Raw genomic sequence first — 16,204 nt, 5'->3', positions numbered from 1 at the left:
CGTGCAGCACCGGGCGGACACACCCAGCGGGCTCCCAGGCGCTTCCCAGGTTCCGCGCGCAGACTGAACCCATGGCTGACTCCGCCGCGCCCGAGGCCAGGCTCGTCGTCGTCGACGACGAACCGACCATCCGTGAGCTGCTCACCACGTCACTGCGCTTCGCAGGTTTCGAGGTGCACCCTGCGGGGGACGGTGCGAGCGCACTGTCCACCATCGCGGACGTCAACCCCGACCTCGTGGTGCTCGACGTGATGCTCCCGGACCTCGACGGCTTCGCGGTCACCCGACGGATGCGCGAGCGCGGCCAGCACGTCCCGGTGCTCTTCCTCACCGCACGCGACGACACCAGCGACAAGGTGACCGGCCTGACCGTCGGCGGCGACGACTACGTGACCAAGCCGTTCAGCCTCGAGGAGGTCGTGGCCCGGATCCGCGCCGTGCTGCGCCGCACGGGCCGCGGGCCGGCCGACGACGCCTCGGTGCTGCGCTACTCCGACCTCGAGCTCGACGAGGACTCCCACGAGGTGACCCGCGCCGGACACCCGATCGAGCTGTCCCCCACCGAGTTCGCGCTCCTGCGCTACCTCCTGCTGAACGCCGGCCGGGTGCTGTCCAAGAGCCAGATCCTCGACCACGTGTGGCAGTACGACTGGGGCGGCGACGGGTCGATCGTGGAGTCCTACATCTCGTACCTGCGACGCAAGGTCGACCGCGACCCCGAACTCGGCGAGGTCGAGCCACTGATCCACACCAAGCGCGGCGTCGGGTACGTGCTGCGCAGCGCGCCGCGATGAGCGAGGACCGCTCCGCCTGGTCGCGACTGCCGCTGCGCACCCAGCTGACGGCGGTGTTCACCGGGCTGCTCGTGGTCGGCCTGCTGCTCAGCGGCGGCGTGGCCCTGACGCTCCTGGAACGCACGCTGATCAGCCAGATCGACTCCCAGCTGTCGACCGCGGCCCAGCCGGTGGTCGACCAGGCGCTGCACAGCGGCATCCGAGGGAACGAGGAGGCCGTCGAACGCGGCTTCAGCGACTACCACGTGACGTTCCTCGACGCCGAGGGCGGCACGCTCGACACCTGGTCGATCAACGACGACGGCGGCGCGCCGGTGATCCCCGCGCTGACGACCGACCAGGTGATCGCGCTGGACGGCAAGGCCTTCACGGTGGACGACACCACGGGCGACGGCCACTGGCGGGTTCTCGTCAAGCCCGCGAGCGGATCGGCCATCGTCGGCGCGGTAGCGGTCGCGCTGCCGCTCGACTCGGCCGAGGCGACCCTGCGCGAGATGAAGCTCTTCCTCGGCGGGATCGCGCTGGGCGTGGTGGTCGTCGGGGCGTTCGCCGGGTGGTGGGCGGTGCGTCGCTCGCTGCGCCCGCTGCGCCGGATCGAGGACACCGCCGCCGCGATCGCCGAGGGCGACCTGTCGCGACGCGTCCCGCCCGAGCCGCCGACCACCGAGGTGGGCCGGCTCTCCGCCGCGCTCAACACGATGCTCTCCCAGATCGAGCAGGCCTTCGACGCACGGGCCGCCTCCGAGGACCGGATGCGGCGGTTCGTCGCCGACGCCAGCCACGAGCTCCGCACGCCGCTGGCCACGATCCGCGGGTACGGCGAGCTCTACCGGATCGGCGCGCTGCCGCCCGACGAGCACGCCGCGGCCATGCGCCGGATCGAGGACTCGGCGCACCGGATGGGCGCCCTGGTCGAGGACCTGCTGCACCTGGCCCGGCTGGACGAGAACCGCCCGATGCACCGTGACCACGTCGATCTCGCCGTGCTCGCCGCGGACGCGGTCGCCGACCTGCGCGCGCTGGACTCCGCACGCCCGGTCCGTCTCGAGCCGCTCGCCGAGGGCGGGACCACGGCGGGCGCCCTGGCCTGGGGCGACGAGGCCCGCCTGCGGCAGGTGGTCGCGAACCTGATCGGCAACGTCGTCCAGCACACTCCGGGCGGCACCCCGACCGAGCTGGCGGTCGGCCGGACCGACGGCGCGGCGATCCTGGAGGTGCGGGATCACGGTCCCGGCATCCCCCCGGAGCACGCGGCACGGGTCTTCGAGCGCTTCTACCGGATCGACGCCGCACGCGGCCGCGAGTCCGGCGGCGCCGGTCTCGGCATGGCGATCGTCGCCGCGATCGTCGAGGCGCACGGCGGGCGCGTCGAGCTCGCGGCCACGCCCGGGGGCGGCACCACGGTCCGGGTCATCCTCGCCGCCATCGAGGAGGACGCCGACGCGGACGACCTGGACGACCTCGAGGAGCTCGAGGTCGAGCTCGACGACGCACCGCGCACAGCAGCCGAGAGCGCCGACACGGCCGAGCCCGGCGATGCGGCCGACGGGCCCGCGGACCGGTCCGGCGACATCGACGACGACGACTCCCGGATCGAGCAGGGTCACCGGATGGGGTGACCCGTCGAGGAGGTGGTCAGAGGTCCCGCAGCAGCGGGCTACGATGTCCAACCGTTGTCATCGACGGACGGAAGTGTCATGACTGTTCCCGACGCGCCCGAGTGGCTGATCAGGGAGTGGGTACGAACGTGCCAGCACGCCGGCACGACGGCTGACGAGGCCGAGGTCGTCGAGACCGGCGACCGCCTCATCGGGCGCTGGATGCAGGCCGGACGGCATTTCCACAACATCCGGCACCTGACCGACGTCCTGGCGCGGGTCGACGAGCTCGAGCGCGAGACGCACGAGCCCGACCTCGTGCGCCTCGGCGCCTGGTACCACGGTGCGATCTTCGACGCCGACGAGGGCGCCTCCTACGACCGCAGGGGCGGTGAGGACGAGCAGGCCTCGGCCGCGCTGGCCCGTGCCGAGCTCATCGAGCTGGGGATGCCCGCCGAGCGCGCCGACCGGGTCGCCGAGCTGGTGACCGCACTGCGCCGCCACGCCCCCAAGCCGGAGGACGTCGACTGCGGTGTGCTGTGCGACGCCGATCTGGCGATGCTCGCCGGCGACCCGCAGCGCTACAAGACGTACCTCGCCGAGGTACGGGCCGAGTACGCACACCTCCCGGTCGAGGAGTTCGTGCGCGCGCGGATCGCGATCCTGCGCAAGCTCGACCAGCGCGACACGCTCTTCCAGACGCCGCTCGGCGCCGCGTGGGAGGAGCCGGCCCGGCAGAACCTGCGGGCCGAGCTGCACCGGCTCGAGAAGGAGCTCGCCGGGATCGAGGCGGAGCACGCCTCGGCGGACGAGACGCACGACGCCCACGCCTGAGCCGACCCGGCCGGCGGAACCGCTCCGGGCCTGAGACGACCCGGCAGGCGGAACCGCTCCGGGCCTGAGACGACCCGCCCGGTGCACCGGCCCGGGCCTGAGACGACCCTCACCCACGCGCGGGCCGCCGTTCGCGGGGCGCCTCCCAGCCCCGAGGGCGTCTGGCCGTCCCCCGTCTCGGGAGTGGCGTGCGCGTCCACGACCTCCGCGGACCCGCGCGGGCTGCCGTCCGCCTCCGTCTCACCCTGGTTGCCCTGACGAAGGGAGCAACCATGAGGTACGAGGTCGACAGCGATCAGGTCGCCCGGGCGTCGTCCGCGGCGGCCGCGTCGGTCGGCGCGATCCGGACCGAGGTGGCGGCACTGCTGCGCCACCTCACCGACCTGCAGGCGGGCTGGCGGGGCGGCGCGGCGAGCGCGTTCGCGGGCGTGCTGACCGACTGGACGGCCACCCAGCGCCGGGTCGAGGAGAGCCTGGACCAGATCACCGCAGCGCTGGGTGCGGCGGCACAGCACTACGACGCCGCCGAGCAGCAGGCCACGCGCCTGTTCCTGCGGTAGGGCACACGCGGGGCGCGCCCCGGGCCGCCCGCACACCCGCCGTGGCGCCTGGCCGGCGCCGCGCCGCGCGGAGCCACGGGCCACGTGACAGCATCGGCGGATGACCGTGCTCGTGGACCCGCCACTGTGGCCGCGCCACGGGCGCGTCTGGGGCCACCTGGTCAGCGATGCCTCCCTGGGCGAGCTCCACGAGTTCGCGGCACGAGCCGGGATACCCGAGCGCGGCTTCGACCTGGACCACTACGACGTCCCGGCCGAGCGCTACGACGAGCTGCTCGCTCTCGGTGCTCAGCTCGTCGACACCCGCGAGCTCGTGCGCCGGCTGCGCGCCTCAGGGCTCCGGGTGCCCGCGCGCGACCGGCACCGCGACCGACACTGAGCGAGCGGACCGGACGGTCCGCCGCGCGACGCAGCCCCGGCACGACGAACGGCGGGCGCCCCCGAAGGGACGCCCGCCGTTGCGTGTCGGTGGAGCAGGACTCAGAAGTCCATGCCGCCCATGCCGCCGTCCGGCATCGCCGCCGGCGGGTTCTTCTCCGGCTTGTCGGCCACGACGGCCTCGGTGGTGAGGAACAGCGCGGCGATCGACGCGGCGTTCTGCAGCGCCGAGCGGGTCACCTTGACCGGGTCGTTGACACCCGCGGCGAGCAGGTCCTCGTACACGCCGGTCGCGGCGTTGAGGCCCTGGCCTGCCGGGAGGTTGCGGACCTTCTCCGCCACGACGCCGCCCTCGAGACCGGCGTTGACCGCGATCTGCTTGAGCGGGGCGTCGATCGCGAGCTGCACGATCCGCGCACCGGTCGCCTCGTCACCGTCGAGCACGAGGCCCTCGAACGCGTTCTTGCCGGCCTGGATGAGCGCGACGCCGCCACCGGCGACGATGCCCTCCTCGACGGCCGCCTTGGCGTTGCGAACGGCGTCCTCGATGCGGTGCTTGCGCTCCTTGAGCTCGACCTCGGTCGCGGCACCGGCCTTGATGACCGCCACGCCGCCCGCGAGCTTGGCCAGGCGCTCCTGGAGCTTCTCGCGGTCGTAGTCCGAGTCGGAGTTCTCGATCTCGGCGCGGATCTGGGAGACCCGGCCGGCGATCTGGTCGGCGTCGCCCTGGCCCTCGACGATGGTGGTCTCGTCCTTGGTCACGACGACCTTGCGGGCCTGGCCCAGCAGCTCCAGGCCGGCGTTCTCGAGCTTGAGGCCGACGGTCTCGGAGATGACCTGACCCCCGGTGAGGATCGCCATGTCCTGCAGCATCGCCTTGCGGCGGTCGCCGAAGCCCGGGGCCTTGACGGCGACCGACTTGAAGGTGCCGCGGATCTTGTTCACGACCAGGGTCGCCAGGGCCTCGCCCTCGATGTCCTCGGCCACGATGAACAGCGGCTTGCCGGCCTGGATGACCTTCTCCAGCAGCGGCAGCAGGTCCTTGACGTTCGAGATCTTCGACTCGACGAGGAGCACGTAGGCGTCCTCGAGGACGGCCTCCTGACGCTCCGGGTCGGTGACGAAGTACGCCGACAGGAAGCCCTTGTCGAAGCGCATGCCCTCGGTCAGCTCGAGCTCCAGGCCCAGGGCGCTGGACTCCTCGACCGTGATCACGCCCTCCTTGCCGACCTTGTCCATCGCCTCGGCGATGAGCTCGCCGATCGCCGGGTCGCCGGCGGAGATGCCTGCGGTCGCGGCGATCTCCTCCTTGGACTCGACCTCCTTGGCGGCCTTGAGCAGCTCGCCGGTGACGGCCTCGACGGCCTTCTCGATGCCGCGCTTGACGGCGATCGGGTTCGCGCCGGCGGCGACGTTGCGCAGGCCCTCCTTGACCAGGGCCTGGGCGAGCACGGTGGCGGTGGTGGTGCCGTCACCCGCGACGTCGTCGGTCTTCTTCGCGACCTCCTTGACGAGCTCGGCGCCGATCTTCTCCATCGGGTCCTCGAGCTCGATCTCCTTGGCGATCGACACACCGTCGTTGGTGATGGTCGGCGCGCCCCACTTCTTCTCGAGCACGACGTTGCGGCCCTTGGGGCCGAGGGTGACCTTCACGGCATCGGCGAGGGCGTTCATGCCCCGCTCCATGCCGCGACGTGCGTCCTCGTCGAACGCGATGATCTTGGCCATGCGGAACTGTCCTCCGTGTGTGGCGGTGTCTGGCCGCGGTGCCCGCGACGGACGACGCGGGCCGACCGCGGTCACGTCCCGCGCCCGGCCCGGTCTCACCCGGCCAGCTGTGCTGTCACTCTCGTCGCGAGAGTGCTAAGCAGATTATTGGCACTCGGGCACGGCGAGTGCAAGCGGGCGTCCTGGCGACCAGGACACAGCCTCAGGGCGTGTAGTCCGCCTCGAGGACCACGAGCACCACGTCGCCGGCGAGGTCCGCGTTCTCCTCGACCCGGGTGATGCCGAGCGTCTCGGCGATCCGGGCCGCGGTGCCGACGTCCTCGGCCGTCGGGTAGAAGACGGCCGAGGTGCCGACGTCGGCGCCGCTCCAGTTCCCGGTCGACACGTCGGTGAACCCGTCCGCCTCGAGCACGTCACGCGCGCCACCGGCAAGGCCCGAGGTCGTCGTCGCGTTGTCGATCCGCACCGTGCGTGCGAGGTCGGGCTCGGGGGTCGGCGTCTCGGTGGCGGTCTCGGTCGGCGTCTCGGTGGCGGTCTCGGTCGGCGTCTCGGTGGCGGTCTCGGTCGGCGTCTCGGTCGCCGACTCGGTCGCCGACTCGGTCGCCGTGCTCGTGGCCGACGTCGACGACGACTCGGAGCCCGACGCGCCGATCCCGAACCCGAACAGGGTCCCGCCGGACAGCAGCGTCACCGCGACGAACGCGAGCGCAGGGAAGACGATGAGAGCGACGAGCCACGGCCACCACCGGCTCCACGTGGAGCGCGGTGTGCGGTGCACGCCGCGCGGTCCGCCGGCGTTCGCGGCGGCGTCGAACTCGTCTGGGGGATACGGGTAGTCGGCCGACCTCACGGCGGACAGGGTATCCGCTCGCGCCGAGTCCTCCACCCGGATGGCCGACGGGTTTCGATCAGTCGGCCCGCGGGGAGGCTCAGACCTCGACGCCGAGGCGGCGCGCGGTGCGGGCGCGCTGCCGCGACGAGCGCATCCGACGCAGGCGCTTGATCAGCATCGGGTCGTGCGCGAGAGCGGCCGGGGAGTCGATCAAGGCGTTGAGGACCTGGTAGTAGCGGGTCGCCGACATGTCGAACAGCTCGCGGATCGCCTGCTCCTTGGCGCCGGCGTACTTCCACCACTGACGTTCGAAGGCGAGGACCTCACGGTCACGCTCGGACAGCTCGGGAACCACCTGGGCGACCCGGTGTGCGACGGCGTCCATGGTTCTCCCTCCTGACCGACCCCGTCATCGTAGTGCCGGAATCACACGCCTGTCATTCGGCCGTCCGGGCCGCGCGCGCCCCGGTCGCTCTACCCTGCGGATGTGCCACGCCAGCCACTCGACCAGATCATGGCGCCCGACTGGGCCGAGGCCCTCGCACCCGTCGAGCCCACGCTGCGACGCATCGGGGACGCGCTCCGCGCGGAGAACGGCGCCGGCCGGGCGTGGTTGCCTGCGGGCGACGCCGTGCTGCGGGCGTTCGCCCGGCCGATGTCCGAGGTCCGGGTGCTGGTCGTCGGGCAGGATCCCTACCCGACGCCGGGGCACGCCGTCGGGCTCGCGTTCTCGGTGGCGCCGGACGTGCGACCGGTGCCACGCTCGCTGGTCAACATCTTCACCGAGCTGTCCGCCGACCTCGGCTGCCCACCCCCGCCGAACGGCGACCTCACCCCGTGGACCGAGCAGGGCGTCCTGCTGCTCAACCGCGTGCTCACGGTGCGCGCAGGGACCCCCGCGTCACACCGTGACCTCGGCTGGCAGGAGGTCACGACATGCGCGGTCGAGGCCCTCGTGGAGCGCGGCGGCCCGCTGGTGGCGGTGCTCTGGGGCAGCCAGGCGCAGGAGCTGCGGCCCGTGCTGCGCGGCGTGCCTGCCGTGGCGAGCCCGCACCCGAGCCCGCTGTCCGCCGCCCGCGGGTTCTTCGGCTCACGGCCCTTCTCCCGCGTCGACGCGCTGCTCGCGCCGCGGCCCCCCCCGCCGCGGCGGGGGGCCCGCCCCGCGGCCCGCGCCCCGCCCCCCCCCCCCCCCGGGGGGGCGCCGCCACGTCAACCGCATGAGGGGTCAGGCCCCTCCTCTGAGCACGACGCTCACCCCCGTGAGCTGCTCAGCAGCGACCGGCGTGGCCGCCGGTACCACGACGCGTACCCGCGTCGCATCGATCTCGGTGGTCATCTCGGCCAACGGCGCCCCCCCGGGCCCGTTGAGGGAGACGATCGCGTCGTATCCCTGGCAGCGCTCGTCCAGTCCCGACAACCAGGCGGCGCTCACCCCGTATCCACCGAGCTCGACGTCATAGGCGAGGTCGTAGTCGACCTCGATCGCAGAGCTCCCGCACGGATCCGCAGCGGAGCTGCCGATGAGCAGACCGGGTGCGGACAGACCGGAGCCGAGAGCGTTCGCCGTCGGGACGGCCGCCAAGGCCATCACGACAAGGGCCACCGCTGTGGCCCGACGAGTGCTCGCGCTGCTCACGTGTCCCCCTCCGTGGGTCCCGCTCCCGGGTGCTGCTCCGGCGGACGTCCGTGCCCTCCGGTCGTGCCCCGGTCGCGCATCCTGCGGTGTCGGGGCAGTACTTCTCCCGTCAGATCGGGAGCGTGGTCCCCTTCCTGATGGGACCGCGGCACGCCGCACCCCGGGCACGCGTCATGCGTGCCTCACGGGTGGGAAGGGGAGCTGAGCCCCGAGGTGCCCTCATGGTCGATCCTCTGTCGTTCGGTGGCCCGGCTGACCCGGAGGGTCCCGTGGCTTTGCGTCCCCACCTCACGGTGGGTTTGCCGTTTGTCGCTGACATGAACAGGATGACCGAGGGCGTCGGTCGCGTCCAGGTCCGCAAGCGCCCGGTTCGTCCCGACCTGTGCGTGTTGGAGGTGATCTGCGGCGTGGGAATCACCCGATCGCGCCACTCGGATGCCACACCCCGGACCCCGGCCTGGCGGCGGTACGTCGCCGTCGGGGACTCGTTCACCGAGGGCCTGTGGGACGTCCCCGGTGCCGCCCCACCCGAACGGACCACGACGACCGACCCGGCCCTGGTCTGCCGCGGCTGGGCCGACCTGCTCGCCGGGCACCTGGCGGCCAGGGCGGACCACACCTCCGACACCCCGGTGACCTACGCGAACCTGGCGATCCGCGGACGCCTGCTCGGTCCCATCGTCCGCGACCAGGTGCCCGCCGCCCTCCGGCTGGAACCCGATCTGGTCAGCGTGATCGGCGGCGGCAACGACCTGTTGAGGCCCAACGGCGACCCGGACGCCCTCGGCGCGCTGCTCGAGGAGGCGGTCGTCCAGGTCAGGGCCACCGGCGCGGACGTCCTGCTGGCCACCGGGATGGACACCCACGACAGCCCGGTCGTGCGGCACACCCGCAGCCGTACCGGCGTGCTCAACGCGAACATCTGGACGATCGCGCGCCGGCACGGCGCGTACGTCGTCGATGTGTGGGGCATGCGGTCGCTGCGCGACTGGCGGATGTGGGCACCGGACCGCATCCACCTCACCACCGAGGGGCACCGCCGCGTCGCGCAGGCGGCCCTGGTGGCGCTCGGCCTGGAGCCGGACGACGAACGATGGGACGACCCGCTGACACCGCTGCCGGGCCTGCCGCGCAGCCAGCAGGTGCGCACCGACGCCGTGTGGCTGCGCGACCACGCGTACCCGTGGGCCACCCGCCGCCTGCGCGGCCGTTCCTCGGGCGACACGCGCCGCGCGAAGCGCCCGGCGCTGGAGCCCGTCGAACCCGGCTGAGGGCGCCGGTCGTACCGCCCGCCCGCGCGGCCGTCGCCCGATCGCGGGCTCGGTCAGCAGCCGGGCGTCAGGACGTCGTCGTAGCCGGTCTCGGTGCGGTTGACCACGAGCGAGAAGAAGCGGTCGCGACCGGCCCGCACCACCGCGAAGTCGCGGTTGTTGTTCCGGCTCGTCGTGTCGCCGGCCACGGTGAGCGACGGCAGCGCGGAGCAGTCGCTCGTCCGGTGGACGTCGTTGACGTAGCCGCCCTGCGACCACGTCGTGACGGCGTCGGTGTAGGAGTCCAGGTCGGAGTTGCCGAGCCTGGTGACGGTCTGGCCGTAGTACGGGTTGCCGAGGTCGAACGTGACCTCCCAGGTGAGCCACGAGCTCGAGGTCGTGGTGACCCAGACGTCGAAGTAGAGGGCCGATGACGATCCGCCCGGCCGCTGGCCGGTCCACACCGTCACGGTCGCGTCGCAGGTCCCCGAGCCGGCCGTGACGGTGCACGTGGCCGGCGGGACGTACGAGTACGCCACCCGGAGGGCCCAGCCGTCGACGGTCGCCTGCACGGTGACGTCCGGGTCGGTGAACAGGTCGGTCGCCACGGTCGCGGTGCCGTCCACCGTGCCGGCGCCCTGGGCCACCACGGTGCTGCCGGACAGCACGGTGACGTCCACGGTCGCTTCTGCGCAGCCCTCGGGCAGCGTGACCTGGAGGCCCGCGTAACCGGGGTTGAACCAGTCCGTCGAACCGACCGGTGACGCCAGCGCGGTGCCCGGGCACGGGTGCCCGACGCTCGACGCGGAGAGCGTCCCGCCGGACACGTCCAGGGCGGAGGCCGACGCCGTCACCATGCCCGCGGCGGCGAGCGCCGTCAGCGCGGCCACGACCGCTCGGCGCCGTACGGTGATGCCGCGCATCAGTCGGTCACCACCAGCGCCACGGTCCCGATCGAGGTCGTGGGAGTGCTCGGCACCGGCACGGTGAACACGCCCCCGGCGAGCCCCACGCTGCCCCCGACGTCGGTCGCGGAGGTCGACGGGTCGATGTCGATCACGGTCCCGGTGGTGCTGATCAGCTGCATCCGGAAGCGGAGGCCGTCGCACGCTTCGTCGACGCCGCTGAACCGGACGCCGGTGGTCCGGTAGGCGCCCGAGGTGAAGGCGCTGCTGAGCTCGACCCGGATCGGTGTCCCGGCGGGCTGGCAGTCCACCACCAGGCCGACGCCGGACTGGATCGTCCCGCCGTCCACCGCAAGCTGGGACGCCGAGGCCGCCGAGAGCCCGGCGAGGCCCAGCACCGCGAACGCCAGCGCAGCGGCGCGCCGGGTGGGTCGCAGGCGAGGCATCGGGGCTCCAGGTATCAGGGGCTGAGGGACCGCGGGGGTCAGACGACGTCGGCCGGGTGCGGCGCGACGTCGCGCTCCGGGTCCGGTTCGTCGCCCTCCGTCGGCGGGGACGCGCCGCCGTCGGGAAGCGCGGCGTCCACCTCGGGTTCAGGTTTCGACGGCCAGATCACCAGGGCCGCCGCGACCAGCAGCAGCGACACCCAGGTGATCGGGCTGACCAGCACGGTGCCGACCAGGCCGACCTTCGGCAGGTGCAGCACGGCCCGGCCCAGGATCCGCTCGTCGGTCGGCTGCCACGGGTCGAGGAAGTCGTTGTTGTCGCCCTGGATGACCCAGCCCTCGGCGGCGTCGCCGCCGACGATCCGGTGGATCACCCGGGCTTCACCGACGTCCGGCGGGTTGTAGACGACGATGTCGCCGACCTGGTAGCCGCCGCACCGCGCGACCACGAGGTCCCCGGTGTAGTACGTCGGCTCCATCGAGTGACCGGAGACGATCGTCAGGGTCGTGCAGCCACCGAGCGACGTCGGCCACAGGAACCAGCCGACCACCAGGGCCGTGACCAGGAACAGCGCGTCACCGGCGTGACGCCGCAACCGGCGCAGGAGTCCTGCGCCGGTTGCGGGAGCCTCGGTGGCGGTCATCGCCGGGCTTGGCCGAAGTGCGGGTCCGGTCAGTCGGAGATGACCACGGCGACCGACGAGATCGACGCGGCGGCGACCGCGGCGCTGGTCAGGCTGACGTCGCCACCGGCGAACGGGGACGCGACGGTCGTGGTGAGCTCGGCGGCGACCGGTGAACCGGCGTCGTCCAGGAGGGTCACGCGGACGGCCTTGCCGGCGCACGCGGCGTCGACGTCCTGGAGCACGACCGAGCTGACGCCGTAGGAGCCACCGGCGAACCCGGGGGTTCCGAAGCCGATGGTGATGTCACCGCTGGTCTGGCAGTCGGTGAGGTCGGTGACACCGGCCTGCACGGTGCCGCCGGTGAGGTCGAGGGTCGACGCGCTGGCCAGCGAGAGGCCGGCGACACCGAGGACGGCGAGGGCGATGGCAGCGGACTTGCGACGGCTGATGGGCATGGCGAGGCGGGTCCTTCGTGTCGGGTGGGCGCGCTCGGGGGAACGACGCCGCTGGGGGGCAGCCGGCTGGGTGGGCCGGCCAGATGATCTTTCGTCCGAAGAGATCCGAACCTTGAGCCCGCATGACGCCGTTTCGCCCGACTCGTCTGCGATCCCGACCGAGAACCAGGGTGAAACGGACAACTGAGGGCCCACGCGGACAACACGGTCACCCGAACGGCGCAGTCGGAGCGCCGCAGCCCCGTGGAGCCGCCTGTCGGATTCGAACCGACGACCGTCCGCTTACAAGGCGGGTGCTCTACCACTGAGCTAAGGCGGCGGTGCTGCGCCCCGGCACGGACCGAAGGCCTCACGCGCCGTGGAGCAGCAGGCCACAGTCTGCCAGCCCGTGCGTGGCGGGCCGGGACGCCGATGGCCCGGGACCGCGCGGGTCCCGGGCCACCTCTGACGTACGGATCAGCCCTTCGCGGCCTCGATCGCCTGCTCGAGGACGCCGTCCTCGGTCCAGTTCTCGGTCATCTGCTGGCCGTTGAGCAGCACTGTCGGTGTCTGGAGCTGACCGAGGTCCTGCGAGGCGAGGTCGGTCGCGGTCGCGGTGTAGTCGACGAACGCACCGGACTCGATCTGGTCCAGAACCTCCTGCGGCACGCCGACGCCGGCGGCGATCGCCGAGATCTCGGCGTTGGTCAGGCCGTCGCTGTTCTCCTCGGGCTGCGTGCCGTCGGCCATCATCGCCTCGACGAAGTCGAAGTAGTGCTCCGGGGACCCCTCGGCGACCGCGAACGCGGCCGCAGCGGCCCGGCTGGAGTAGTTCGTGCCGTTCGAGTAGCGGTCGAGGATCGCGATCGGGTGCGAGTCGATGACGATGTCACCCGACGCGAGCAGCTTGTCGAGCGTGGCGCCCTGGGTCTGCTCGAAGTACCCGCACCACGGGCACATGAAGTCGAAGTAGACGCTCACGACGACGGGGCCGCCGGACGCGGCCAGGCTCTGCGGCCACACCAGGTCGTCCGCGGTGCCGAGCTCGCCGTCCTCACCCGGTGCGTCCGCACCGGGCTGGAGCAGCCCGGTGCTGTCGAACACGACGCCGCCCCGGGTCGAGACGGAGGCAGGCGTGACCTGGTCGCCGGTCGCGGCGGCCGAGCCGCCCTTGCTGCCGTTGTTGAGGATCACGGCGACGAGCACGCCGACGACGACGAGCCCGACCACCAGAGCGGCGATCGCGATGGTGCGCTGGCGCGCAGCGGCCTTCGCCTGCTGCGACTTGAGGGCGGCCGCGGCGGCCTTCGCCTCTTCGCGGCGGTCCTTCGGTGAGGAGGACATGGGATTCCTTCCGGGTCAGGCCTCGTCGGGGACGACGAGGCCGAGGGTCTGGTCGAGGGAGAAGCGGGAGGTGGGCCACCGCACCAGGAACACCGCACCGGCGGCGATCGCGAGGTCGCGGAAGATCTCCAGCGGGTACTGGGTCTGGTCGGGCTCGGTCGGTCCGCCGCCGCCGAAGCAGCCGCAGTCGATCGCGAGGCCACGAGCCCAGGCGGCGGAGATGCCGATGATGAAGGCCACCATCAGCAGAGCGACCACCGCAGCCGCATAGCGGGTCAGCAGCCCGACCAGGAGGAGCACGCCGAGCGCGATCTCCAGGACGGGCAGGCCGTAGCCGACAGGCTTGGCCAGGGCCTCGGGCAGCAGCTCGAAGGCCCGGACCGCACGGACACTGGCAGGCAGGTCGCCCACCTTGGCCAGGCCCGCCCACAGGCAGACCCCGGCCAGGACGAGCCGCAGCAGCGTCGACACCCACGGCTGGGTCCGTGCCCATCGGGACACAACGGGTTCGTTCATCAGGTCTCCAGGTGCGCGGGAAGGGGCGCGCCGGGACCGACGCGCCTCAGGCAGGCACCACCGGGGGGCCACGCAGCGTGGGGACCGCCAGCCACGGGTCGTCGAGGCGCGCGTGCGTCACCTCGAACGGTGTCCAGCGCGCTCGCACGACCGGCACCCGGACCGCGGTCCGCGGCCGCACCAGGCCGGCCAGGACGTCGCGCACCGTGCGCAGCGCCGACCTGACCCGGGCGACCAGGCTCACCCCGGCGACGGCGCCGAGGAGGTGCGCGACGACCACGGGGAGCGCGACGAGCACGACCACGCCGACCACCTGACGGGTGTCCCCGCCGACGGCGAGCTCACCGGACGGGCACGCCGCGTCGTGGCGCAGGAACGCGAGCCGGAGGCCGATCGCCCCGGCCGTGCCGTCGGCCACGCACTGGTGCACGAGGACCTCGGCGTGCCGGGACAGCGCCATGACACCGGCGACGACGCTCGTGAGCGCGCCGAGCAGCACCACCAGGACTGGTGGCAGGCCGCGGGCGGGCGCTCGGGTCACGCAGCGAGGATACGCGGTGCCCGACGCCGCCCGCCTCACCCGAGGTCGGGTGGTCCGGGCAGCGGCCACCACACCACGTCCTGACCGAGCACCACGAGCGTCGCGACCACACCTGCCCCGGCAAGGAGCAGCAGCGTCGCGATCACCGCCCCGGCGCGCGGCGGCGCCACGGCGGCGAGCGCGAAGCGCGCGCCGACCCGGGTGGTCCGGCTCATCGGGCCGAACCAGATCAGCACCAGGCCGACGGTCACGGCGAGCACGAGCAGCGCCCACTCGACCCACGGCTGGGTCCCCGGCAGCTCGCCGGAGACCTGACCTGGCTCGAGCGGCGCGATCGGCCAGCGCCCCGTCCCGATCCCCCACCAGCCCACACCGCCGACCACGACCACCGCGCTCGCGGCGACCAGGGCCGCCGGCAGCACGCCGAGCACGGCCCGCAGCAGGTACCAGGGCCATCCGACGACCGCGCGTGCGGTCTCGCCGCGTCGCGACCCCTTGCGGACCCGACGCTGGTGCAGCGCGAGCATGTCCAGCCCGACGCTGCGCACCAGGACGGCGAGGACCGCGGCGACGATCAACGAGATGGCCGGCCACGCAGCACCGGCGACGGCGAGCAGGATCCCGGCGGCCAGCACGGTGACGGTGCGCGCCTGCGGGTTCGGCTCGGGCGGCTGCTCGGGCCCGGTGCCCTCGGCCCACTCCTGGGCGCTGCCGTCCCACCCCTCGTCACCGTCCCAGCCGTCCTCGTCGTCCGGACCGGGTGGGACGCCGGTCGCGGCGTCGTCGGACTCCGCGACGGGCGGCGGCGGGGCGGGCGGCGGCGGGGCCGGCACCATCTGGGTCGCGTCCGCCTCGGCGTCCGGTGGCTCCCCGGGTTCCGTGGCCAGCACGGCCGTCGGCGGGACCACGGCGGCCCCGAGGCCCGGCACCTCGTCCCGCGGCGGGGGCGGCGGCAGGACCGTGGTGACCGCACCGCCGCCGTCGGCGGCCCGCTGCAGCGCCGCGAGCACCGCGTCCGGGCCCGCGCGCCGGGCCGGGTCCACCTCGAAGGCCGGCCGCAGCGCGTCGGCCACGGCGTCGTCGACGTCCTCCAGGTCCGCGTCCCCGGTGCGGACGCGAGCCAGGACGGCAGCGAGCGGCCGGATCCCGAACGGCGGGCGGCCGGTCGCCGCGAACGCGAGCACGCCGTTCCAGCCCCACCAGTCCGCGGCCTGCGAGGGCTCGGCGCCGGCGAGCACCTCGGGGCTCAGGTAACCCGGCGTCCCCGCGACGTGGCCCGCGGTCGTGACCCGCGCGTCCTCGGCGGCCTGCGCGATCCCGAAGTCGATGAGCACCGGGCCGTCCGGGCCGATCAGCACGTTGGAGGGGGTCAGGTCCCGGTGCAGCACCCCGGCGTCGTGCACCGCGGTCAGCGCATCGCGCAGCCGGGAGCCGAGGTCGACGAGCCCGGCCGCGTCGAACGGGCCGTGCTCGTCGACGTAGCCGGCCAGGTCCTGGCCGTCCACGAGCTCCGTGACCACGAAGGCCTCGGCCTGGTCGAGCTCGGCGTCGAGCACGCGCGCGACGCCCGGGTGGCGCACCCGCTGCAACGCCGCGACCTCGCGCGCCAGGCGCTCGCGTGCCGGCCCGTCGGTCAGGTACGGGTGCACCAGCTTGAGCGCGACCTCGCCGCCGTCGCCGTCGCGCACGCGGTAGACCGCGCCCATGCCGCCCTGACCGACCGGACCGAGCACCCGGTAGCCACCGATCTCGGTGCCGGGGGCAAGTCCGATCCGCTCCATG

Annotated in this window: 18 protein-coding genes, 1 tRNA gene, 1 pseudogene and 1 riboswitch; of the genes and pseudogenes, 7 read left to right on the top strand and 13 right to left on the bottom strand. The window is 73.4% G+C overall.

What is annotated here, in order from left to right; genetic code table 11:
• Positions 1-71: 71 nt before the first annotated feature.
• From OEB99_RS12240 to OEB99_RS12220, 5 genes are all read left to right on the top strand, one after another.
• Positions 72-794: a response regulator transcription factor gene (locus tag OEB99_RS12240; RefSeq protein WP_263577544.1), complete on the top strand. Its 723-nt coding sequence runs from the start codon at positions 72-74 to the stop codon at positions 792-794.
• Positions 791-2,413: a sensor histidine kinase gene (locus OEB99_RS12235; RefSeq protein WP_263577543.1), complete on the top strand. Its 1,623-nt coding sequence runs from the start codon at positions 791-793 to the stop codon at positions 2,411-2,413. The genes OEB99_RS12240 and OEB99_RS12235 overlap by 4 nt, the downstream gene beginning before the upstream one ends.
• 78 nt (positions 2,414-2,491) lie before the next feature.
• Positions 2,492-3,226, top strand: a complete 735-nt coding sequence (locus tag OEB99_RS12230; protein WP_263577542.1) for an HD domain-containing protein — start codon at positions 2,492-2,494, stop codon at positions 3,224-3,226.
• Positions 3,227-3,498: 272 nt separating this feature from the next.
• The gene (locus OEB99_RS12225) at positions 3,499-3,786 is read left to right on the top strand and encodes a WXG100 family type VII secretion target (protein WP_263577541.1); all 288 of its coding nucleotides are present in this window, start codon (positions 3,499-3,501) and stop codon (positions 3,784-3,786) included.
• Positions 3,787-3,886: 100 nt separating this feature from the next.
• Complete coding sequence (locus OEB99_RS12220) at positions 3,887-4,165, top strand: DUF4031 domain-containing protein (protein ID WP_263577540.1); 279 nt, start codon at positions 3,887-3,889, stop codon at positions 4,163-4,165.
• A 101-nt stretch (positions 4,166-4,266) separates the two neighbouring features.
• Here the strand turns inward: OEB99_RS12220 and groL are convergent, their stop codons facing one another.
• The 3 genes from groL to OEB99_RS12205 all read right to left on the bottom strand — a co-directional run bounded on the left by groL (position 4,267) and on the right by OEB99_RS12205 (position 7,109).
• A complete protein-coding gene (groL, locus tag OEB99_RS12215; RefSeq protein ID WP_263577539.1) occupies positions 4,267-5,892 on the bottom strand; it encodes a chaperonin GroEL in 1,626 nt (541 codons plus the stop codon).
• A 202-nt stretch (positions 5,893-6,094) separates the two neighbouring features.
• A complete protein-coding gene (locus OEB99_RS12210; protein WP_263577538.1) occupies positions 6,095-6,742 on the bottom strand; it encodes a LytR C-terminal domain-containing protein in 648 nt (215 codons plus the stop codon).
• A gap of 79 nt (positions 6,743-6,821) precedes the next feature.
• On the bottom strand, positions 6,822-7,109 hold the full coding sequence (locus tag OEB99_RS12205) for a DUF3263 domain-containing protein (RefSeq protein WP_263577537.1): 288 nt from the start codon (positions 7,107-7,109) through the stop codon (positions 6,822-6,824).
• A 102-nt stretch (positions 7,110-7,211) separates the two neighbouring features.
• Between OEB99_RS12205 and OEB99_RS12200 the strand changes: the two are divergent.
• Positions 7,212-7,868 (top strand): annotated as a pseudogene (locus tag OEB99_RS12200) (uracil-DNA glycosylase); the annotation flags it as partial.
• A gap of 81 nt (positions 7,869-7,949) precedes the next feature.
• Here OEB99_RS12200 and OEB99_RS12195 read toward each other — a convergent pair.
• Complete coding sequence (locus OEB99_RS12195; protein WP_263577624.1) at positions 7,950-8,360, bottom strand: hypothetical protein; 411 nt, start codon at positions 8,358-8,360, stop codon at positions 7,950-7,952.
• Positions 8,361-8,599: 239 nt separating this feature from the next.
• Positions 8,600-8,674, bottom strand: a riboswitch (cyclic di-GMP riboswitch).
• Between the two features lie 99 nt (positions 8,675-8,773).
• Here OEB99_RS12195 and OEB99_RS12190 point away from each other — a divergent pair.
• Positions 8,774-9,631 carry an SGNH/GDSL hydrolase family protein gene (locus tag OEB99_RS12190; RefSeq protein ID WP_411910693.1) on the top strand — a complete coding sequence of 286 codons (858 nt, stop codon included), beginning with the start codon at positions 8,774-8,776 and terminating at the stop codon, positions 9,629-9,631.
• A gap of 53 nt (positions 9,632-9,684) precedes the next feature.
• On the opposite strand, the gene OEB99_RS12185 is transcribed toward OEB99_RS12190, so the two are convergent.
• From OEB99_RS12185 to OEB99_RS12145, 9 genes are all read right to left on the bottom strand, one after another.
• Positions 9,685-10,533 carry a hypothetical protein gene (locus OEB99_RS12185; RefSeq protein ID WP_263577535.1) on the bottom strand — a complete coding sequence of 283 codons (849 nt, stop codon included), beginning with the start codon at positions 10,531-10,533 and terminating at the stop codon, positions 9,685-9,687.
• A complete protein-coding gene (locus OEB99_RS12180; RefSeq protein WP_263577534.1) occupies positions 10,533-10,961 on the bottom strand; it encodes a hypothetical protein in 429 nt (142 codons plus the stop codon). The genes OEB99_RS12185 and OEB99_RS12180 overlap by 1 nt, the downstream gene beginning before the upstream one ends.
• Positions 10,962-10,999: 38 nt before the next feature.
• Positions 11,000-11,605 carry a signal peptidase I gene (locus tag OEB99_RS12175; RefSeq protein WP_263577533.1) on the bottom strand — a complete coding sequence of 202 codons (606 nt, stop codon included), beginning with the start codon at positions 11,603-11,605 and terminating at the stop codon, positions 11,000-11,002.
• A gap of 29 nt (positions 11,606-11,634) precedes the next feature.
• Positions 11,635-12,042 carry a hypothetical protein gene (locus OEB99_RS12170; protein ID WP_263577532.1) on the bottom strand — a complete coding sequence of 136 codons (408 nt, stop codon included), beginning with the start codon at positions 12,040-12,042 and terminating at the stop codon, positions 11,635-11,637.
• 244 nt (positions 12,043-12,286) lie between these two features.
• A tRNA-Thr gene (locus tag OEB99_RS12165) sits at positions 12,287-12,361 on the bottom strand.
• Positions 12,362-12,498: 137 nt separating this feature from the next.
• Positions 12,499-13,365, bottom strand: coding sequence for a DsbA family protein (locus OEB99_RS12160; RefSeq protein WP_263577531.1), 867 nt, complete (start codon positions 13,363-13,365; stop codon positions 12,499-12,501).
• Between the two features lie 15 nt (positions 13,366-13,380).
• Entirely contained in the window at positions 13,381-13,881 is a 501-nt protein-coding gene (locus tag OEB99_RS12155; RefSeq protein ID WP_263577530.1) for a MauE/DoxX family redox-associated membrane protein, read from the bottom strand.
• Between the two features lie 46 nt (positions 13,882-13,927).
• Positions 13,928-14,422 (bottom strand): wax ester/triacylglycerol synthase domain-containing protein, encoded by a 495-nt coding sequence (locus tag OEB99_RS12150; RefSeq protein WP_263577529.1) that lies wholly within the window; start codon positions 14,420-14,422, stop codon positions 13,928-13,930.
• 35 nt (positions 14,423-14,457) lie between these two features.
• A complete protein-coding gene (locus tag OEB99_RS12145; protein WP_263577528.1) occupies positions 14,458-16,203 on the bottom strand; it encodes a serine/threonine-protein kinase in 1,746 nt (581 codons plus the stop codon).
• Between the last annotated feature and the right edge of the window lies 1 nt (position 16,204).

Origin of the sequence: Actinotalea endophytica, assembly GCF_025717005.1 — a bacterium.
In the GTDB taxonomy this organism is placed as follows: Bacteria; Actinomycetota; Actinomycetes; order Actinomycetales; family Cellulomonadaceae; genus Actinotalea.
The sequence above is the reverse complement of the archived record's forward strand: the minus strand, read 5'-3'. Positions and strand labels throughout refer to the sequence as shown.